Origin of the sequence: Rhizobium phaseoli (assembly GCF_010668805.1) — a bacterium.
Taxonomy (GTDB): Bacteria; Pseudomonadota; Alphaproteobacteria; order Rhizobiales; family Rhizobiaceae; genus Rhizobium; species Rhizobium phaseoli_A.
The window spans coordinates 40796-55082 of record NZ_WUFT01000004.1 but is presented as its reverse complement, the minus strand read 5'-3'; the positions used below and the strand labels follow the sequence as shown (position 1 = coordinate 55082).

General features: G+C 61.0%; 12 protein-coding genes. 11 read left to right on the top strand and 1 reads right to left on the bottom strand.

Annotated features, from left to right (window positions below; genetic code table 11):
- Nucleotides 1–23: 23 nt before the first annotated feature.
- The 9 genes from tolB to serA all read left to right on the top strand — a co-directional run bounded on the left by tolB (nucleotide 24) and on the right by serA (nucleotide 12410).
- On the top strand, nucleotides 24–1331 hold the full coding sequence (gene tolB / locus GR197_RS07375; protein WP_164008067.1) for a Tol-Pal system beta propeller repeat protein TolB: 1308 nt from the start codon (nucleotides 24–26) through the stop codon (nucleotides 1329–1331).
- Between the two features lie 152 nt (nucleotides 1332–1483).
- Complete coding sequence (gene pal / locus GR197_RS07370; RefSeq protein ID WP_003566326.1) at nucleotides 1484–2017, top strand: peptidoglycan-associated lipoprotein Pal; 534 nt, start codon at nucleotides 1484–1486, stop codon at nucleotides 2015–2017.
- Nucleotides 2018–2176: 159 nt separating this feature from the next.
- Complete coding sequence (ybgF, locus tag GR197_RS07365) at nucleotides 2177–3160, top strand: tol-pal system protein YbgF (protein WP_164008065.1); 984 nt, start codon at nucleotides 2177–2179, stop codon at nucleotides 3158–3160.
- A gap of 11 nt (nucleotides 3161–3171) precedes the next feature.
- Nucleotides 3172–4647 carry a tRNA lysidine(34) synthetase TilS gene (gene tilS / locus GR197_RS07360; protein WP_164008063.1) on the top strand — a complete coding sequence of 492 codons (1476 nt, stop codon included), beginning with the start codon at nucleotides 3172–3174 and terminating at the stop codon, nucleotides 4645–4647.
- 97 nt (nucleotides 4648–4744) lie between these two features.
- Nucleotides 4745–6673 (top strand): ATP-dependent zinc metalloprotease FtsH, encoded by a 1929-nt coding sequence (gene ftsH / locus GR197_RS07355; RefSeq protein WP_164008061.1) that lies wholly within the window; start codon nucleotides 4745–4747, stop codon nucleotides 6671–6673.
- Between the two features lie 242 nt (nucleotides 6674–6915).
- The gene (glmM, locus tag GR197_RS07350) at nucleotides 6916–8268 is read left to right on the top strand and encodes a phosphoglucosamine mutase (protein ID WP_007631381.1); all 1353 of its coding nucleotides are present in this window, start codon (nucleotides 6916–6918) and stop codon (nucleotides 8266–8268) included.
- Between the two features lie 264 nt (nucleotides 8269–8532).
- Nucleotides 8533–9369: an outer membrane protein gene (locus GR197_RS07345; protein WP_164008059.1), complete on the top strand. Its 837-nt coding sequence runs from the start codon at nucleotides 8533–8535 to the stop codon at nucleotides 9367–9369.
- 183 nt (nucleotides 9370–9552) lie between these two features.
- The gene (locus tag GR197_RS07340) at nucleotides 9553–10731 is read left to right on the top strand and encodes a phosphoserine transaminase (protein ID WP_164008058.1); all 1179 of its coding nucleotides are present in this window, start codon (nucleotides 9553–9555) and stop codon (nucleotides 10729–10731) included.
- An 83-nt stretch (nucleotides 10732–10814) separates the two neighbouring features.
- Nucleotides 10815–12410, top strand: coding sequence for a phosphoglycerate dehydrogenase (gene serA / locus GR197_RS07335; protein WP_164008056.1), 1596 nt, complete (start codon nucleotides 10815–10817; stop codon nucleotides 12408–12410).
- A gap of 79 nt (nucleotides 12411–12489) precedes the next feature.
- Here serA and GR197_RS07330 read toward each other — a convergent pair whose 3' ends face one another.
- A complete protein-coding gene (locus GR197_RS07330) occupies nucleotides 12490–12756 on the bottom strand; it encodes a hypothetical protein (RefSeq protein WP_164008054.1) in 267 nt (88 codons plus the stop codon).
- A 291-nt stretch (nucleotides 12757–13047) separates the two neighbouring features.
- Here GR197_RS07330 and GR197_RS07325 point away from each other — a divergent pair, with 291 nt between their 5' ends.
- Together GR197_RS07325 and GR197_RS07320 are read left to right on the top strand one after the other, a co-directional pair.
- Nucleotides 13048–13410, top strand: coding sequence for an ArsR/SmtB family transcription factor (locus GR197_RS07325; protein ID WP_164008052.1), 363 nt, complete (start codon nucleotides 13048–13050; stop codon nucleotides 13408–13410).
- Entirely contained in the window at nucleotides 13410–13901 is a 492-nt protein-coding gene (locus GR197_RS07320) for an SRPBCC family protein (protein WP_164008050.1), read from the top strand. The genes GR197_RS07325 and GR197_RS07320 overlap by 1 nt, the downstream gene beginning before the upstream one ends.
- The last annotated feature ends 386 nt before the right edge of the window (nucleotides 13902–14287 follow it).

Genomic DNA, 14287 nt, shown 5'->3' with positions numbered 1-14287 from the left:
AAGTGCTGAAAGGCTTATTTGATATGGTCAAGTGTTCCCTCATCCGCGCTCTGATGGTCATTGCAGGCCTGTTTGGGGTCGCAGCCTTTACGACTCCGGCGAACGCGGTGCTTACCCTCGATCTTCGAAAGGGTAACGTTCAGCCGTTGCCGATTGCGGTGACTGACTTCCAGGGCGACATGGGCGCGCAAGTCTCGCAGGTCATCGCCGCAGACTTGCAGCGGTCCGGTCTCTTCGCACCCATCAACAAAACCGCTTTCATCGAGAAGATTTCTAATCCCGACGCTTCGCCGCGTTTCGAGGACTGGAAGGTCATCAATGCCCAGGCGCTGGTCACCGGCCGGGTTACCAAGGAAGCGGATGGCCGTCTTCGCGCCGAATTCCGGCTCTGGGACCCGTTCGCCGGACAGCAGATGACCGGCCAGCAGTTCTATACGCAGCCGGAAAACTGGCGCCGTGTGGCGCACATCATCGCCGATGCGATCTACAAGCAGATCACCGGCGAGGAAGGTTATTTCGACACCCGTGTCGTCTTCGTCTCCGAATCCGGCACCAAGCAGCAGCGCAAGCGCCAGCTGGCAATCATGGATCAGGATGGCTTCAACGTGCGGATGCTGACGGATGGCAGCGATCTCGTGCTGACGCCGCGCTTCTCGCCGAGCCGGCAGGAAGTCACCTACATGTCCTTTGCCAACCAGCAGCCCCGCGTCTATCTGCTGCAGCTGGAAACCGGGCAGCGTGAGGTCGTCGGCAATTTTCCCGGCATGACCTTCTCGCCGCGCTTTTCGCCTGACGGTCAGAAGGTGATCATGAGCCTGCAGCAGGACGCCAATTCCAACATCTATACGATGGACCTGCGCTCACGCACGACGACGCGCCTGACCTTGACGGCGGCGATCGACACTTCGCCATCCTATTCGCCCGACGGCGCGCGCGTCAGCTTCGAAAGCGACCGCGGTGGAAAGCCGCAGATCTATGTGATGAACGCCGATGGTTCCGGCCAGACCCGTATTTCCTTCGGTGACGGCTCCTATTCGACACCGGTCTGGTCGCCGCGCGGCGATCTCATCGCCTTCACCAAGCAGGCCGGCGGCAAGTTCTCGATCGGTGTGATGAAACCGGATGGTTCGGGCGAGCGCATTCTGACGACCGGCTTCCACAATGAGGGCCCGACCTGGGCGCCGAACGGCCGCGTGCTGATGTTCTTCCGCCAGGCGGCAGGCTCAGGCGGTCCGCAGCTCTATTCGATCGATCTGACCGGCTACAACGAGCAGCTTGTGAAGACGCCGAGCTATGGTTCCGACCCGGCCTGGTCGCCGCTTATGGAGTAGGCGATGCGCTGCTGCCTTCATCTCGTCCCAAAGTCATGGAATCGAGCGACCAAGGGACAAATCAGTAATTCGTTAACCATAATTTTTGAGGGGCGGTTAACCGAGTGCGGTTACTGTCCAGAAACCCTGATGAACCCGCAAGGAGACCGGCCATGAGCCGAATTCATACCCCGGCAATGAGCCGCATGCAGAATTTTGCCCGCAACCCCGTCATGATCGCGCTTGTCGCCGGTCTCGCGCTTGCGAGCTGCGCCAAGAAGCCGCCGAACAGCGCGGGCGATCTCGGCCTTGGTGGCGGCGCGGGTGGTTCCGCAACGCCGGGCTCGGCCCAGGACTTTACGGTCAATGTCGGCGACCGTATCTTCTTCGATACCGACTCCTCGTCGATCCGCGCCGATGCCTCGCAGACGCTCGACCGGCAGGCCCAGTGGCTCGGCCGCTACCCGAACTATCAGATCACCGTCGAAGGCCATGCCGACGAACGCGGTACACGCGAATATAACCTCGCGCTCGGTGCCCGCCGTGCGGCTGCCGCCAAGGATTATCTCGCTTCGCGGGGCGTTCCGGCGCAGCGCCTGAAGACGATTTCCTACGGTAAGGAACGTCCGGTTGCCGTCTGCGACGATATTTCCTGCTGGTCGCAGAACCGCCGCGCGGTCACGGTTCTCGGCGGCGCCGGCATGTAATTGCCGACTTGGTTGGCTTTCGGAAGGCGGTCCCATCAGGGGCCGCCTTTTCTTTTTGACCACACTTTGGCCAGACTCCGTTGCTTTTTGACAGCAATTGGAAAAATCTCCTGTTCGTGTCATCGAGGCGCGAAGAATCACTGGGACAGGACGATACATATGAAGAAACTTGTCGTGGCAGGCATGCTGTGCCTCGCGGCCGTGATCGGGAGCGAGCGGACGGCCTATTCGGCCTCGTTCTTTGGGCTGCATCTTGGCGGCCGATCCGCGGAAAACCCGTCGGCGCCGCCTGTTGTCAAGGTGCAGAGCGGCGATGCCGAGATGCGCGTGCAGCAGCTCGAAGAGCAACTGCGGCAGCTGAACGGCCGGATCGAGGAGATGAGCTTCCAGCTGCTGCAGATGCAGGAGACGATCCGCAAGCAGCAGGAAGACAATGAATTCCGCTTCCAGCAGTTGGAAAAGACGGGTGCCAGCGGCGGCGGTGCCAAGGCTCCTGTCAAGAAGAGCGAGACCGATGTCGCTCCGGCAGCCTCCGGCGGCGATGACATCGCCAAGGTGATCCAGGCACCGCAGGGAGCCGAAACGGCTCCCTCCACCGACGTGCCTAGCAATAGCGGCCTCGGCCAACCGCCGAAGGAGCTCGGCTCGATCGATTTCGATCAGAAGGGCAATGCGATCGGCGGAACTGTCGATGAAAATGCGGGAATCGGCTCCGGCCCGGTTCCCAATGCCGCTAATCCGCAGCAGACCGCATCGCTCGGTGGTGAAGCGGACCAGTACAAGTCGGCCTATGGTCACGTCTTATCAGGCGATTACAGCACGGCCGAACAGGAATTCACCCAGTACATCACCCGCTACCCGAGCAGCGCGCGGGCGGCGGACGCCAATTTCTGGCTTGGCGAAGCGCTCTATTCACAGGGCAAGTACAATGAGGCGGCCAAAACCTTCCTCAATGCGCACCAGAAATATGGCACGTCAGAAAAGGCGCCTGAAATGCTGTTGAAGCTTGGCATGTCGCTAGCTGCGCTCGACAATACCGAGACGGCCTGTGCGACGCTGCGCGAAGTCTCGAAGCGTTATCCCAAGGCCTCGCGTGCCGTCATAAGCAAGGTTGCGAGCGAACAGAAGCGCCTCGCCTGCTAAGGTCTTCCGGCATGTCTCCGGAAGCCCGATCGCCGCAAGAGGCGATCCTCCAGTTTCTCACCTCGCTTCATAGCCCCGCACGCATTCTCGTCGCGATATCGGGCGGCAGCGATTCGACCGGCCTGCTTCTCCTCCTTGACGAAGCCGTGAAGGCCGCAGCTCATCTCAAAATTTCCCTATGCGCTGCAACCGTCGACCATGCATTGCGCGCCGGCTCCGCAGACGAGGCGCACGCAGTCGCAGCCCTCTGCACATCACTCGGCATTCCCCACACCATCATGATCTGGCGGGGCGACAAGCCCAAAACCGGCATCATGGCTGCGGCCCGCGAGGCGCGTTATGGTCTGCTCGCCGAAGCGGCTGCCGCACTTGGCGCCAATCTCATCGTCACCGGCCATACGCTCGACGATCAGCGCGAAACGCTTCAGATGCGCGGCATGCGGACGGAGCAGGCCTCGACCGGCATTGCCGATGCGGTGCTCTTCAACCGGCGCTTCTGGATATTGCGGCCGCTTCTCTTTTCCAGCCGGGCGGATATCCGTTCTTTGCTGACAGAGCGGAGCGTGCCGTGGATCGATGATCCGAGCAATGAGGATGTGAAGTATGAGCGCGTGCGGATCCGGCGGCAGCTTCCGGCTGATGCAGGTCCCGAGAAAAATATCTGCAGGGCCTGGGAAGAGCGACTGGCGCTTTCGGCCAAGGCCGCAGATTGGCTGGATCGTCACTTCAGGCTTCACGGCGGACTGCTCGGGCAGGTGATGCCTGACGGGTTGGGGCAGGATCGTGCAGTCCTCGACTATGCGCTCGGCCGTCTGACAGCCGTTTTCGGCGGGCAGCCGTTTGCGCCGGGGAGGGCGCCTATGGAGCGTATCCTTCAATTTGCCGGTGGCGGGGAGCCGGGGCGGATGACTGTCGGCCGGGTGGTTTTCGATTTGCGACGGGACGGGCTTTATCTCACGCGCGAGAGCCGGGGGATCGTGTCACTGGTATTGATGCCGGGAGAGGCGGGGGTTTGGGATGGAAGGTTTCGTATGTGCAATGGAGTGGCCACATCAATCGTAGTTGGTGCCGCTGCATCAGACTCTCCCTCATTCCTGTCCTCGGACCTGACCCGAGGGATGTCACAGGAATCCAGTGCGCCCAAGTCCTTGGGCGCAAAAGACAGTTCGGGCTTTATCGAGTCAATCACGGCGCAGACGCGCCGTGGCTGGATTCCTGTAACGAGCACAGGAATGAGGGGCAATATGTGGCACCTGCCCAAGGCTGCGTGGAAGCGCGCCATCGCCTCGGCGCCGGTGTTATCCGCCGACGGAACCCTTCTATCGCAGGAATCCTCGCCGACGATCGACCTCACGCCCTATTTCGCGCCCTTCGACCGCTTTTTGACACGATTTGATTTCATCTTTGCGAACAGGCTTTCGGCGGTTTTCGCAACGGCGCCCTATCCGAGGCCGCCTTTAAGAAGTATTGACGGAAAAACCATCTGACCTGGGGGGCCGCCTTGGCAATCGCACGGCGCAACCCTATGTTAGAGACGAATAAGACGGTCGCCATGAGGCGGCTGTTCCAGTGCTGGGGAGTTCAATGAACCCTAACTTACGTAATTTCGCCTTGTGGGCGATCATAGCGCTTCTGCTGATCGCCCTTTTCAGTATGTTCCAGACGGCGCCGGCGCAGACGGGCTCCCGCGAAATCCCTTATTCGCAGTTTCTGCGTGAGGTCGATGCGGGCCGCGTGAAGGAAGTCGTGGTCACGGGCAACCGTCTCTCCGGAAGCTATGTTGAAAATGGCACCACCTTCCAGACCTATTCGCCTGTAATCGACGACAGCCTGCTTGATCGCCTGCAGTCTAAGAACGTCCTGGTTTCGGCCCGTCCTGAAACGGATGGTTCATCGGGTTTCCTCAGCTATCTCGGCACGCTTTTGCCGATGCTTCTGATTCTCGGCGTCTGGCTGTTCTTCATGCGGCAGATGCAGGGCGGCTCGCGCGGCGCGATGGGCTTCGGCAAGTCGAAGGCCAAGCTGCTCACCGAAGCGCATGGCCGTGTGACCTTCGAAGACGTCGCCGGCGTCGACGAGGCCAAGCAGGATCTCGAGGAAATCGTCGAATTTCTGCGCGATCCGCAGAAGTTCCAGCGTCTTGGCGGCAAGATCCCGCGCGGCGTGCTGCTCGTCGGTCCTCCGGGCACCGGTAAGACGCTGCTCGCCCGCTCGGTTGCCGGCGAAGCCAACGTACCCTTCTTCACCATTTCAGGTTCCGACTTCGTCGAAATGTTCGTAGGCGTTGGCGCCAGCCGTGTGCGAGACATGTTCGAGCAGGCGAAAAAGAATGCGCCCTGCATCATCTTCATCGACGAAATCGATGCCGTCGGCCGTCATCGCGGCGCCGGTCTCGGCGGCGGCAATGACGAACGCGAGCAGACGCTCAACCAGTTGCTGGTCGAGATGGACGGCTTCGAGGCGAATGAAGGCGTGATCCTGATTGCCGCCACCAACCGCCCTGACGTCCTCGACCCGGCACTGCTGCGTCCGGGCCGTTTCGACCGTCAGGTCGTCGTGCCGAACCCCGACATCGTCGGCCGCGAGCGTATCCTCAAGGTCCATGCCCGCAACGTTCCCCTGGCACCGAATGTCGATCTCAAGATTCTTGCCCGCGGCACGCCCGGTTTCTCCGGCGCCGACCTGATGAACCTCGTCAACGAAGCCGCCCTCATGGCCGCCCGCCGCAACAAGCGCGTCGTCACCATGCAGGAATTCGAAGACGCCAAGGACAAGATCATGATGGGCGCCGAGCGCCGTTCCTCGGCCATGACCGAGGCGGAGAAGAAGCTCACCGCTTATCATGAGGCCGGACACGCCATCACCGCGCTCAACGTCGCCGTCGCCGATCCGCTGCACAAGGCGACGATCATTCCGCGCGGCCGTGCACTCGGCATGGTCATGCAGCTTCCCGAGGGCGACCGCTACTCGATGAGCTACAAGTGGATGGTTTCGCGTCTTTGCATCATGATGGGTGGCCGCGTCGCCGAAGAGCTCACTTTCGGCAAGGAGAACATCACTTCGGGTGCCTCTTCCGACATCGAGCAGGCCACCAAGCTTGCCCGCGCCATGGTGACGCAATGGGGCTTCTCCGACCAACTCGGTCAGGTCGCCTATGGCGAGAACCAGCAGGAAGTGTTCCTCGGCCACTCGGTTTCGCAGTCGAAGAATGTTTCGGAAGCAACCGCCCAGAAGATCGACAATGAAGTGCGCCGCCTGATCGACGAAGCCTATACCCAGGCCCGTACGATCCTCACGGAGAAGCACGACGAATTCGTCGCTCTTGCCGAAGGTCTGCTCGAATACGAGACGCTGACCGGTGAAGAGATCAAGGCGCTGATCCGCGGCGAGAAGCCGTCGCGCGATCTTGGCGATGATTCACCGCCAAGCCGCACGGCTGTTCCGAAGGCCGGCGCGCGGCCTGCCACCAAGGGTGATGAGCCCGAGGGCGGTCTCGAACCGCAGCCGCATTGAGCGGCTAGCACCACCTCGAACACGGCCGGATTTCCCAAGCGGGAGATCCGGCCTTTTCTATTGGTAACGGGATATAATCATTTTTCTTGCTAATTTACGTGCTGATAGCCTCATTTTGTGGCATTCCGCTGAATTGAGGCAAGCAGGAATCACGCTCCTGAATGAACGACATTCCATGGAAGCCGGATTCGCTTGGAACGGTGCGCTGCCTTGACTGGCGCGCGAAAAGCGCAGGAGTGCAGATGAAAAGACGCTATTTCGGTACGGACGGCATTCGCGGCCAATCCAACGTCTTCCCGATGACGCCGGATCTCGCTATGCGGGTCGGCATTGCCGCCGGCACGATCTTCCGCCGCGGCAACCATCGCCACCGTGTCGTCATCGGCAAGGATACGCGTCTTTCCGGTTATATGCTTGAGAACGCCATGGTCGCGGGCTTCACGGCTGCGGGCCTCGATGCCTTTATTCTCGGCCCGATTCCGACGCCGGCCGTCGCCATGCTGACGCGCTCGCTGCGCTGCGATATCGGCGTGATGATCTCGGCTTCGCACAATCCTTACGAGGACAACGGCATCAAGCTCTTCGGCCCCGACGGCTACAAGCTTTCCGACGAGCTCGAAGCCGAGATCGAGGATCTGCTCGAAAAAGATCTGAACGCCCAGCTCGCCAAATCCGATGACATCGGCCGCGCCAAGCGCGTCGACGGCGTGCATGACCGCTATATCGAACATGCCAAGCGCACGCTGCCGCGCGACGTGACGCTGCAGGGTCTGAGGATCGCGATCGACTGCGCCAATGGTGCTGCCTACAAGGTGGCACCCGCCGTGCTCTGGGAGCTCGGTGCCGAGGTCGTCACCATCGGCAACGAGCCGAACGGCACCAACATCAATCTCAATTGCGGCTCCACCAGCCCCGTCGCACTGCAGAAGAAGGTCGACGAGGTGCGCGCCGATATCGGCATCGCGCTCGACGGTGATGCCGACCGCGTTATCATCGTTGACGAAAACGGTTCGATCGTCGACGGCGACCAACTGATGGCCGTCATCGCCGAGAGCTGGGCCGAGAGCCAGCAGCTGCGCGGCAATGGCATCGTCGCCACCGTGATGTCCAATCTCGGTCTGGAGCGCTTCCTCGACGAGCGCGGCATGGCGCTTGCCCGCACGCGGGTCGGCGACCGCTATGTCGTCGAGCATATGCGCCAGCATAATTACAATGTCGGCGGCGAGCAGTCGGGCCACATCGTGCTTTCGGACTACGGCACGACAGGCGATGGTCTGGTCGCAGCGCTGCAGATCCTGGCCGCGGTCAAGCGCACCGGTCGGACCGTCAGCGAGGTCTGCCGCCGCTTCGAGCCGGTGCCGCAGCTCCTGCGCAATGTCCGCATCAGCGGCGGCAAGCCGCTGGAGGATATCCAGGTGCAGAAGGCGATCGCCGATGCCGAAGCCGAACTGGCCAAGAACGGCCGCCTCGTCATCCGCCCCTCGGGCACCGAGCCGCTGATCCGCGTTATGGCCGAGGGCGACGACCGCGCCCAGATCGAGCGCATCGTCAACGAGCTGATCGGCACGATATCGAACGTGCGGACTGCCGCCTGATCTTGTGACAATGGATTACTGAAGGAGCCGGTGCGCAAGCGCCGGCTTTTTCGTTATGCGCAATGGTTCAGCCAGATTCTATGCTTGCTGCAGGCCGAATTCTTATCGCTGCGACTTGTGTTTTTCTTTCAGGGGTATCTGCAGAATACGGTAAATAATCGTGGTTAAGCAGCTTTTAACGTTTCCCGTTCATTATCCATCCGAAGCGTACCAGTTTGGCAGTGACTTGAGCCTGCCGCCTCAACGAATTTTGGAGTGGGATCCATGAAAAGAACCTTGTCCGGCATCTTCGCCGCATTGTTGATCGCGACAAACGCCTATTCCGCGGACCTCGCCCCTGCCGAGCCGATCCCGGAGCAGCCACCCGAAGTGACGGTCAGCGAAGCAACCGGCTGGTACCTGCGTGGCGATGTCGGTTATGCCTTCACCGATCTGCGCGGCGCACGCTATTTCCAAGGCAGCAATGCCAGCGAGGTCGATTTCGACCATGCCGATCTGGACGACGCATGGACGGTCGGCGGCGGTGTCGGTTATCAGATCAACAGCTATCTGCGCACCGATCTGACCTTCGACTATCTGACGCAGGCTGATTTCAAGGGCTCGACGGTTGGGCAGTGCGGCTTCCCCTTGGTGGATTGCACATCGAGCGACCGCTCTTCGCTGACCGCCTACACGCTGCTCGCCAATGCTTACGTCGATCTCGGCACCTATGGTTACGTCACGCCTTACGTCGGTGCCGGTATCGGCGGCTCTTATGTGAAGTGGAAGAACCTGCGCAACGTCGCCTGCGCCGATGACGGCAGCTTCTGCGACGACCAGGTCACCCATGGCGGCAAGGGCGACTGGCGTTTCACCTACGCTCTCATGGCCGGCGCCTCGATCGACGTCACCTGCAACGTCAAGGCCGATGTCGGCTACCGCTACCTGCATATCGACGGCGGCAACATGTTCGGTTATGCCGAAAACGGCGGCCCCGGCCGCGACAAGGGTCTCAGCGTCCACGAAGCCCGCGTCGGCGCCCGCTATCTGTTCGGCGGCTGCGCCCAGGCGAGCTATGAACCGCCGCCGGAAATTCCGCTGCAGCCGGCGGTCTACAAGTAAGCTTAATTCGCCTCCATCAGAAAGCCGCCCGCCTGGGCGGCTTTTTGCTGCGTCAAGCTTGCCTGCGTCAAAATATCCTCTCTCTGCGACACTTCGATCTTGACTATGACGCCTCCGATCCATACACACGGCGGCGGGACACCCTTCCCCAACGAAGGGCTTTCTATCTGAGAGGATAGCATCATGGCGAAGACCGCAAAGCCGGACATCCGTCCGCACAATACTCATTTTTCTTCTGGCCCTTGCTCGAAGCGCCCCGGTTGGTCGCTCGACGCCCTTTCCGACGCGGCCCTTGGCCGTTCGCACCGCGCGAAGGTCGGCAAGACCAAGCTCAAGCAGGCCATCGACCTCACCCGTGAAATTCTCGACGTGCCGGCGGATTACCGCATCGGCATCGTTCCGGCGTCCGATACCGGCGCCGTCGAAATGGCGCTCTGGTCGCTGCTCGGCGAACGCGGCGTCGACATGCTCGCCTGGGAAAGCTTCGGCGCCGGCTGGGTCACCGATGTCGTCAAGCAGCTGAAGCTCAAGGATGTGCGCAAGCTCGAGGCCGGTTACGGCGAGCTTCCCGATCTCTCCGCCGTCGATTTCGATCGCGATGTGGTCTTCACCTGGAACGGCACTACCTCGGGCGTGCGCGTGCCGAACGCCGATTTCATCCCTGCCGACCGCAAGGGCCTGACGATCTGCGACGCCACTTCGGCCGCTTTCGCGCAGGAACTCGATTTCGCCAAGCTCGATGTCGTCACCTTCTCCTGGCAGAAGGTTCTGGGCGGCGAGGGCGCCCACGGCGTCATCATCCTTTCGCCGCGCGCCGTCGAGCGTCTGGTCACCTACACGCCGGCATGGCCGTTGCCGAAGATCTTCCGCATGACCTCTGGCGGCAAGCTGACGGAAGGCATCTTCCAGGGCGAGACGATCAACACGCCGTCGATGCTGTGCGTCGAGGACTATATCGATGCGCTTGTCTGGGCCAAGGGCCTCGGCGGCCTCAAGGGGCTGATTGCGCGTGCCGACGCCAATGCCAAGGTCATCCATGATTTCGTCGCGGCAAACGACTGGATCGCCAATCTCGCCGTCAAGGCGGAAACGGCCTCCAACACCTCGGTCTGCCTGAAGATCGTCGACAAGGATATCGCGGCGCTCGACGACGACGGTCAGGCGAATTTCGCCAAGGGGCTGGTCGGCCTGCTCGAAAAGGAAGGTGTCGCCTATGATGTCGGCCACTACCGCGATGCGCCGTCCGGCCTGCGCATCTGGGCCGGTGCCACCATCGAGGCATCCGACATGCAGAAGCTGATGCCCTGGCTTTCCTGGGCTTTCGAAACGCAGAAGTCGCAGCTCGGCCAGGCGGCAGCCTGACGTGATCGCATCCGGCTCCGCCCTAGGGCGGAGCCCAGCATTCTCATTTCATCCATCGCTGAACACTTTTCAAGGAGGCCACAATGGCACCTCGCGTTCTCGTATCCGACGAATTGTCGGAAACCGCCGTCCAGATTTTCCGTGACCGCGGCGTCGAAGTCGATTTCGAACCGCAACTCGGCAAGGACAAGGACCGTCTGCTCGACGTCATCGGCAAGTATGATGGCCTGGCCATCCGCTCCGCCACCAAGGTGACGGAAAAGATCATCCAGGGGGCGACGAACCTCAAGGTCGTCGGCCGCGCCGGCATCGGCGTCGACAATGTCGATATTCCGGCTGCCTCGCGCCGCGGCATCATCGTCATGAACACGCCCTTCGGCAACTCGATCACTACGGCCGAACATGCGATTGCGCTGATGTTTGCCGTCGCCCGCCAGCTTCCGGCAGCCGATACCTCGACGCAGGCCGGCAAATGGGAGAAGTCGAAATTCATGGGCGTCGAGATTACCGGCAAGACGCTTGGCGTCATCGGCGCCGGCAATATCGGCTCGATCGTCTGCGCCCGTGCCATCGGCCTGAAGATGCACGTCGTCGCCTACGACCCGTTCCTCTCCAAGGAGCGCGCCGAGGAGATGGGCGTGACCAAGGTCGAGCTGGAAGAGCTTTTCGCCCGGGCCGACTTCATCACGCTGCATGTGCCGATGACCGACAAGACGCGCGGCATCCTCAACAAGGAAGCGCTGGCAAAGACCAAGCCCGGCGTGCGCATCATCAACTGCGCGCGTGGCGGCCTGGTCGACGAAGCAGCCCTTGCCGAAGCCATCAAGTCCGGCCATGTCGCCGGTGCCGCCTTCGACGTCTTCGAGGTCGAGCCGGCCAAGGAAAGCCCGCTCTTCGGCCTGCCGAATGTCGTCTGCACGCCGCATCTCGGCGCCTCGACGACCGAGGCGCAGGAAAACGTCGCCCTGCAGGTGGCCGAACAAATGGCGGATTACCTCGTCAAGGGTGCGGTCTCCAACGCCATCAACATGCCGTCGATCACCGCTGAGGAGGCGCCGATCCTGAAGCCCTTCATCCGGCTTGCCGATGTTCTCGGCGCCTTCGTCGGCCAGGTCACCGAGGAGCCGATCAAGGAAATCGAGATCCTCTATGACGGCATCACCGCCAACATGAACACGCGGGCGCTGACGAGCGCGGTGCTTGCCGGCCTCATCCGCCCGCAGGTCGCCGACGTCAACATGGTTTCGGCGCCGATCATGGTCAAGGAAAAGGGCGTCGTGCTTTCCGAAGTCAAGCGCGACAAGACAGGTGTCTTCGACGGCTATATCAAGCTGACGGTGACGACCGAGAGCATGACGCGTTCGGTCGCCGGCACGGTGTTTTCGGATGGCAAGCCGCGCTTCATCCAGATCAAGGGCATCAACCTCGATGCCGATGTCGGCTCGCATATGATCTACATCACCAATACCGACGTTCCCGGCATGATCGGCTTCATCGGCATGACGCTTGGCACTGCCGGCGTCAACATCGCCAACTTCCAGCTCGGCCGCGACAAGCAGGGCGGTGACGCCATCGCGCTGCTCTATGTCGACGGCGACGTGGACGACACCGTGCTTGCTCAGCTGACGGCGAACCAGGCGATCCGCCAGGCAAAACTGTTGACCTTCAACATCGACTGAGTTTGTTCCTCCCAAGGAAAGCGTGAAAACCCGGCGCGGGAAGCTGCGCCGGGTTTTGCTGTGGCTGGAACAGATGAGGTTAGTGGTGCCGGCGTTTCCGGCGGACAAGCTTGCCAAGACGGGCAACATCGTCTTCAGCCTTCGTGCGGTGAAGGAAGGCGAGCCTGCTGTCGTCGAGGCCCCGGTAGAATTCGTCCCAGGAGATCTCCTCCTGCGGTTCCGCGGAAGAATCGACCCGGACGGTTTCGCTATCCCGCGCGTTATCGATACGGGCGGGATGGCCACCGCGTTCCTCGATCCAATGTCTGATACTGCTGTAATCGGTCGTCGTGCCGAACCTGCCCATGAAACCCTCCTCAGCCATTCGATTGCAACATCGATTACCTGCAACGCACGATCGGCGGAATTGTTCCGTATCATTCAAATAGTTTTAAAGGCTTATCCCGTTCGCACAGGGGTACGCCCTATTGTGCATGACACAATTCAAAATCGAGCTATTCGTGAGCTTTCCAAGCAGGCTTCGATGACGCTGCGACATTGCGACTCGCGACGCGCCCGACAGGGCCGGGTTCAGCGTCTGCATCAATAGTTAAGCGATGACTTGACAATTAGGTATCGCGCCGCAATACTCAAGTCCATGCTTAACTATTACGATATAGACGATATTCTGAAGGCGCTGGTCGAGCCGACGCGGCGGCAGATCGTCGAGCGGCTGAGCCGCGGCCCGGCCAGCGTCAGCGAGCTGGCGCGCCCCTTCGACATGTCGCTTGCGGCGATCGTCCAGCATTTACAGGTACTGGAGGAAAGCGGCCTCATCCGCAGCGAAAAGATCGGACGAGTGCGCACCTGCCGCATCGAACCATCAGGTCTCGACCGCATCGCCGGTTGGGTGGCCGAACGCAGAAGCCTGATGGAGCGGCGGTTTGATCGCCTGGGCGAGATGCTTTCACAGCCGGCCGTCGATAACCAGGTCAACAACCAGCAAGAGGAGAAAGAGTGATGAACGAGCAGTCCACGAAGCCAGCGGCCACCCAGCCGGCCGTTTCCCACGCCACCTTCGCCGTCGAACGCGCCTATCCCGTTCCGCCCGAGCGCGTCTTCTTCGCCTTTTCCGATCTTGACAGCAAGCGGCGCTGGTTTGCCGAGGGCGAAGGCTGGGAAGTGATCGAATTCACCTCCGATTTCAGCGTCGGCGGTTCGGAGTTTTCGCGCTTCCGCTTCGGTGACGGGCCCGAGATCATCAACGACACGCAGTATCAGAATATCGTGCAGAACGAGCGCATCGTGATCTCCTACCGGATGGCGGTGGGCGGAGCTCCGATCTCGGTCTCTCTAGCAACCATCGAATTCAGTCCCTCCGGCAAGGGCACCGTCATGACCTATACTGAACAGGGCGTCTATTTCGATGATGCCTCGGCGGGTGCCAACCGCGAAATCGGCTGCCGCGAGCTGATGGAGGCCTTGGCAAGGGAGCTTGATGTGGCCGCGTGACAGCATCAAGCATTCGTTATTTTGAAAAAGGCGGCCGAACCGGCATAATTATGGTGGGCTGGAAGGAGGATGCATATGAAACGCTATTCATTCCCGATGATCGGACTGGCGCTCTTGACCGCCATCATCGCTAATCCGGGCATCGCATTCGCCTGTAACAAGCTGATCGGCACCTGAGCCGCACCCCCCGCTTTTCAAGGCGCGGCTTCCGCTGCGCCTTCCTTCACTCCGGTTGCGAATATCGGCCGTCCAAAGCCGCCCCTTGCGTCTGAGGACAATCCTTTCTATATCGATCCCTCATCGAGAGACGGCGGCCGATCCCGCCGAAGATCGGCAAATCGGCCGCAATTGCAGCGCAAGGGCGGATCGTGACCCAAGCAGAATTT

What these genes read in the sequence shown, in the direction of transcription:
- tolB (WP_164008067.1), top strand. Translation starts at nt 24, where the DNA reads ATGGTCAAGTGTTCCCTCATCCGCGCTCTGATGGTCATTGCAGGCCTG.
- pal (WP_003566326.1), top strand. Translation starts at nt 1,484, where the DNA reads ATGAGCCGAATTCATACCCCGGCAATGAGCCGCATGCAGAATTTTGCC.
- ybgF (WP_164008065.1), top strand. Translation starts at nt 2,177, where the DNA reads ATGAAGAAACTTGTCGTGGCAGGCATGCTGTGCCTCGCGGCCGTGATC.
- tilS (WP_164008063.1), top strand. Translation starts at nt 3,172, where the DNA reads ATGTCTCCGGAAGCCCGATCGCCGCAAGAGGCGATCCTCCAGTTTCTC.
- ftsH (WP_164008061.1), top strand. Translation starts at nt 4,745, where the DNA reads ATGAACCCTAACTTACGTAATTTCGCCTTGTGGGCGATCATAGCGCTT.
- glmM (WP_007631381.1), top strand. Translation starts at nt 6,916, where the DNA reads ATGAAAAGACGCTATTTCGGTACGGACGGCATTCGCGGCCAATCCAAC.
- GR197_RS07345 (WP_164008059.1), top strand. Translation starts at nt 8,533, where the DNA reads ATGAAAAGAACCTTGTCCGGCATCTTCGCCGCATTGTTGATCGCGACA.
- GR197_RS07340 (WP_164008058.1), top strand. Translation starts at nt 9,553, where the DNA reads ATGGCGAAGACCGCAAAGCCGGACATCCGTCCGCACAATACTCATTTT.
- serA (WP_164008056.1), top strand. Translation starts at nt 10,815, where the DNA reads ATGGCACCTCGCGTTCTCGTATCCGACGAATTGTCGGAAACCGCCGTC.
- GR197_RS07330 (WP_164008054.1), bottom strand. Translation starts at nt 12,756, where the DNA reads ATGGGCAGGTTCGGCACGACGACCGATTACAGCAGTATCAGACATTGG.
- GR197_RS07325 (WP_164008052.1), top strand. Translation starts at nt 13,048, where the DNA reads ATGCTTAACTATTACGATATAGACGATATTCTGAAGGCGCTGGTCGAG.
- GR197_RS07320 (WP_164008050.1), top strand. Translation starts at nt 13,410, where the DNA reads ATGAACGAGCAGTCCACGAAGCCAGCGGCCACCCAGCCGGCCGTTTCC.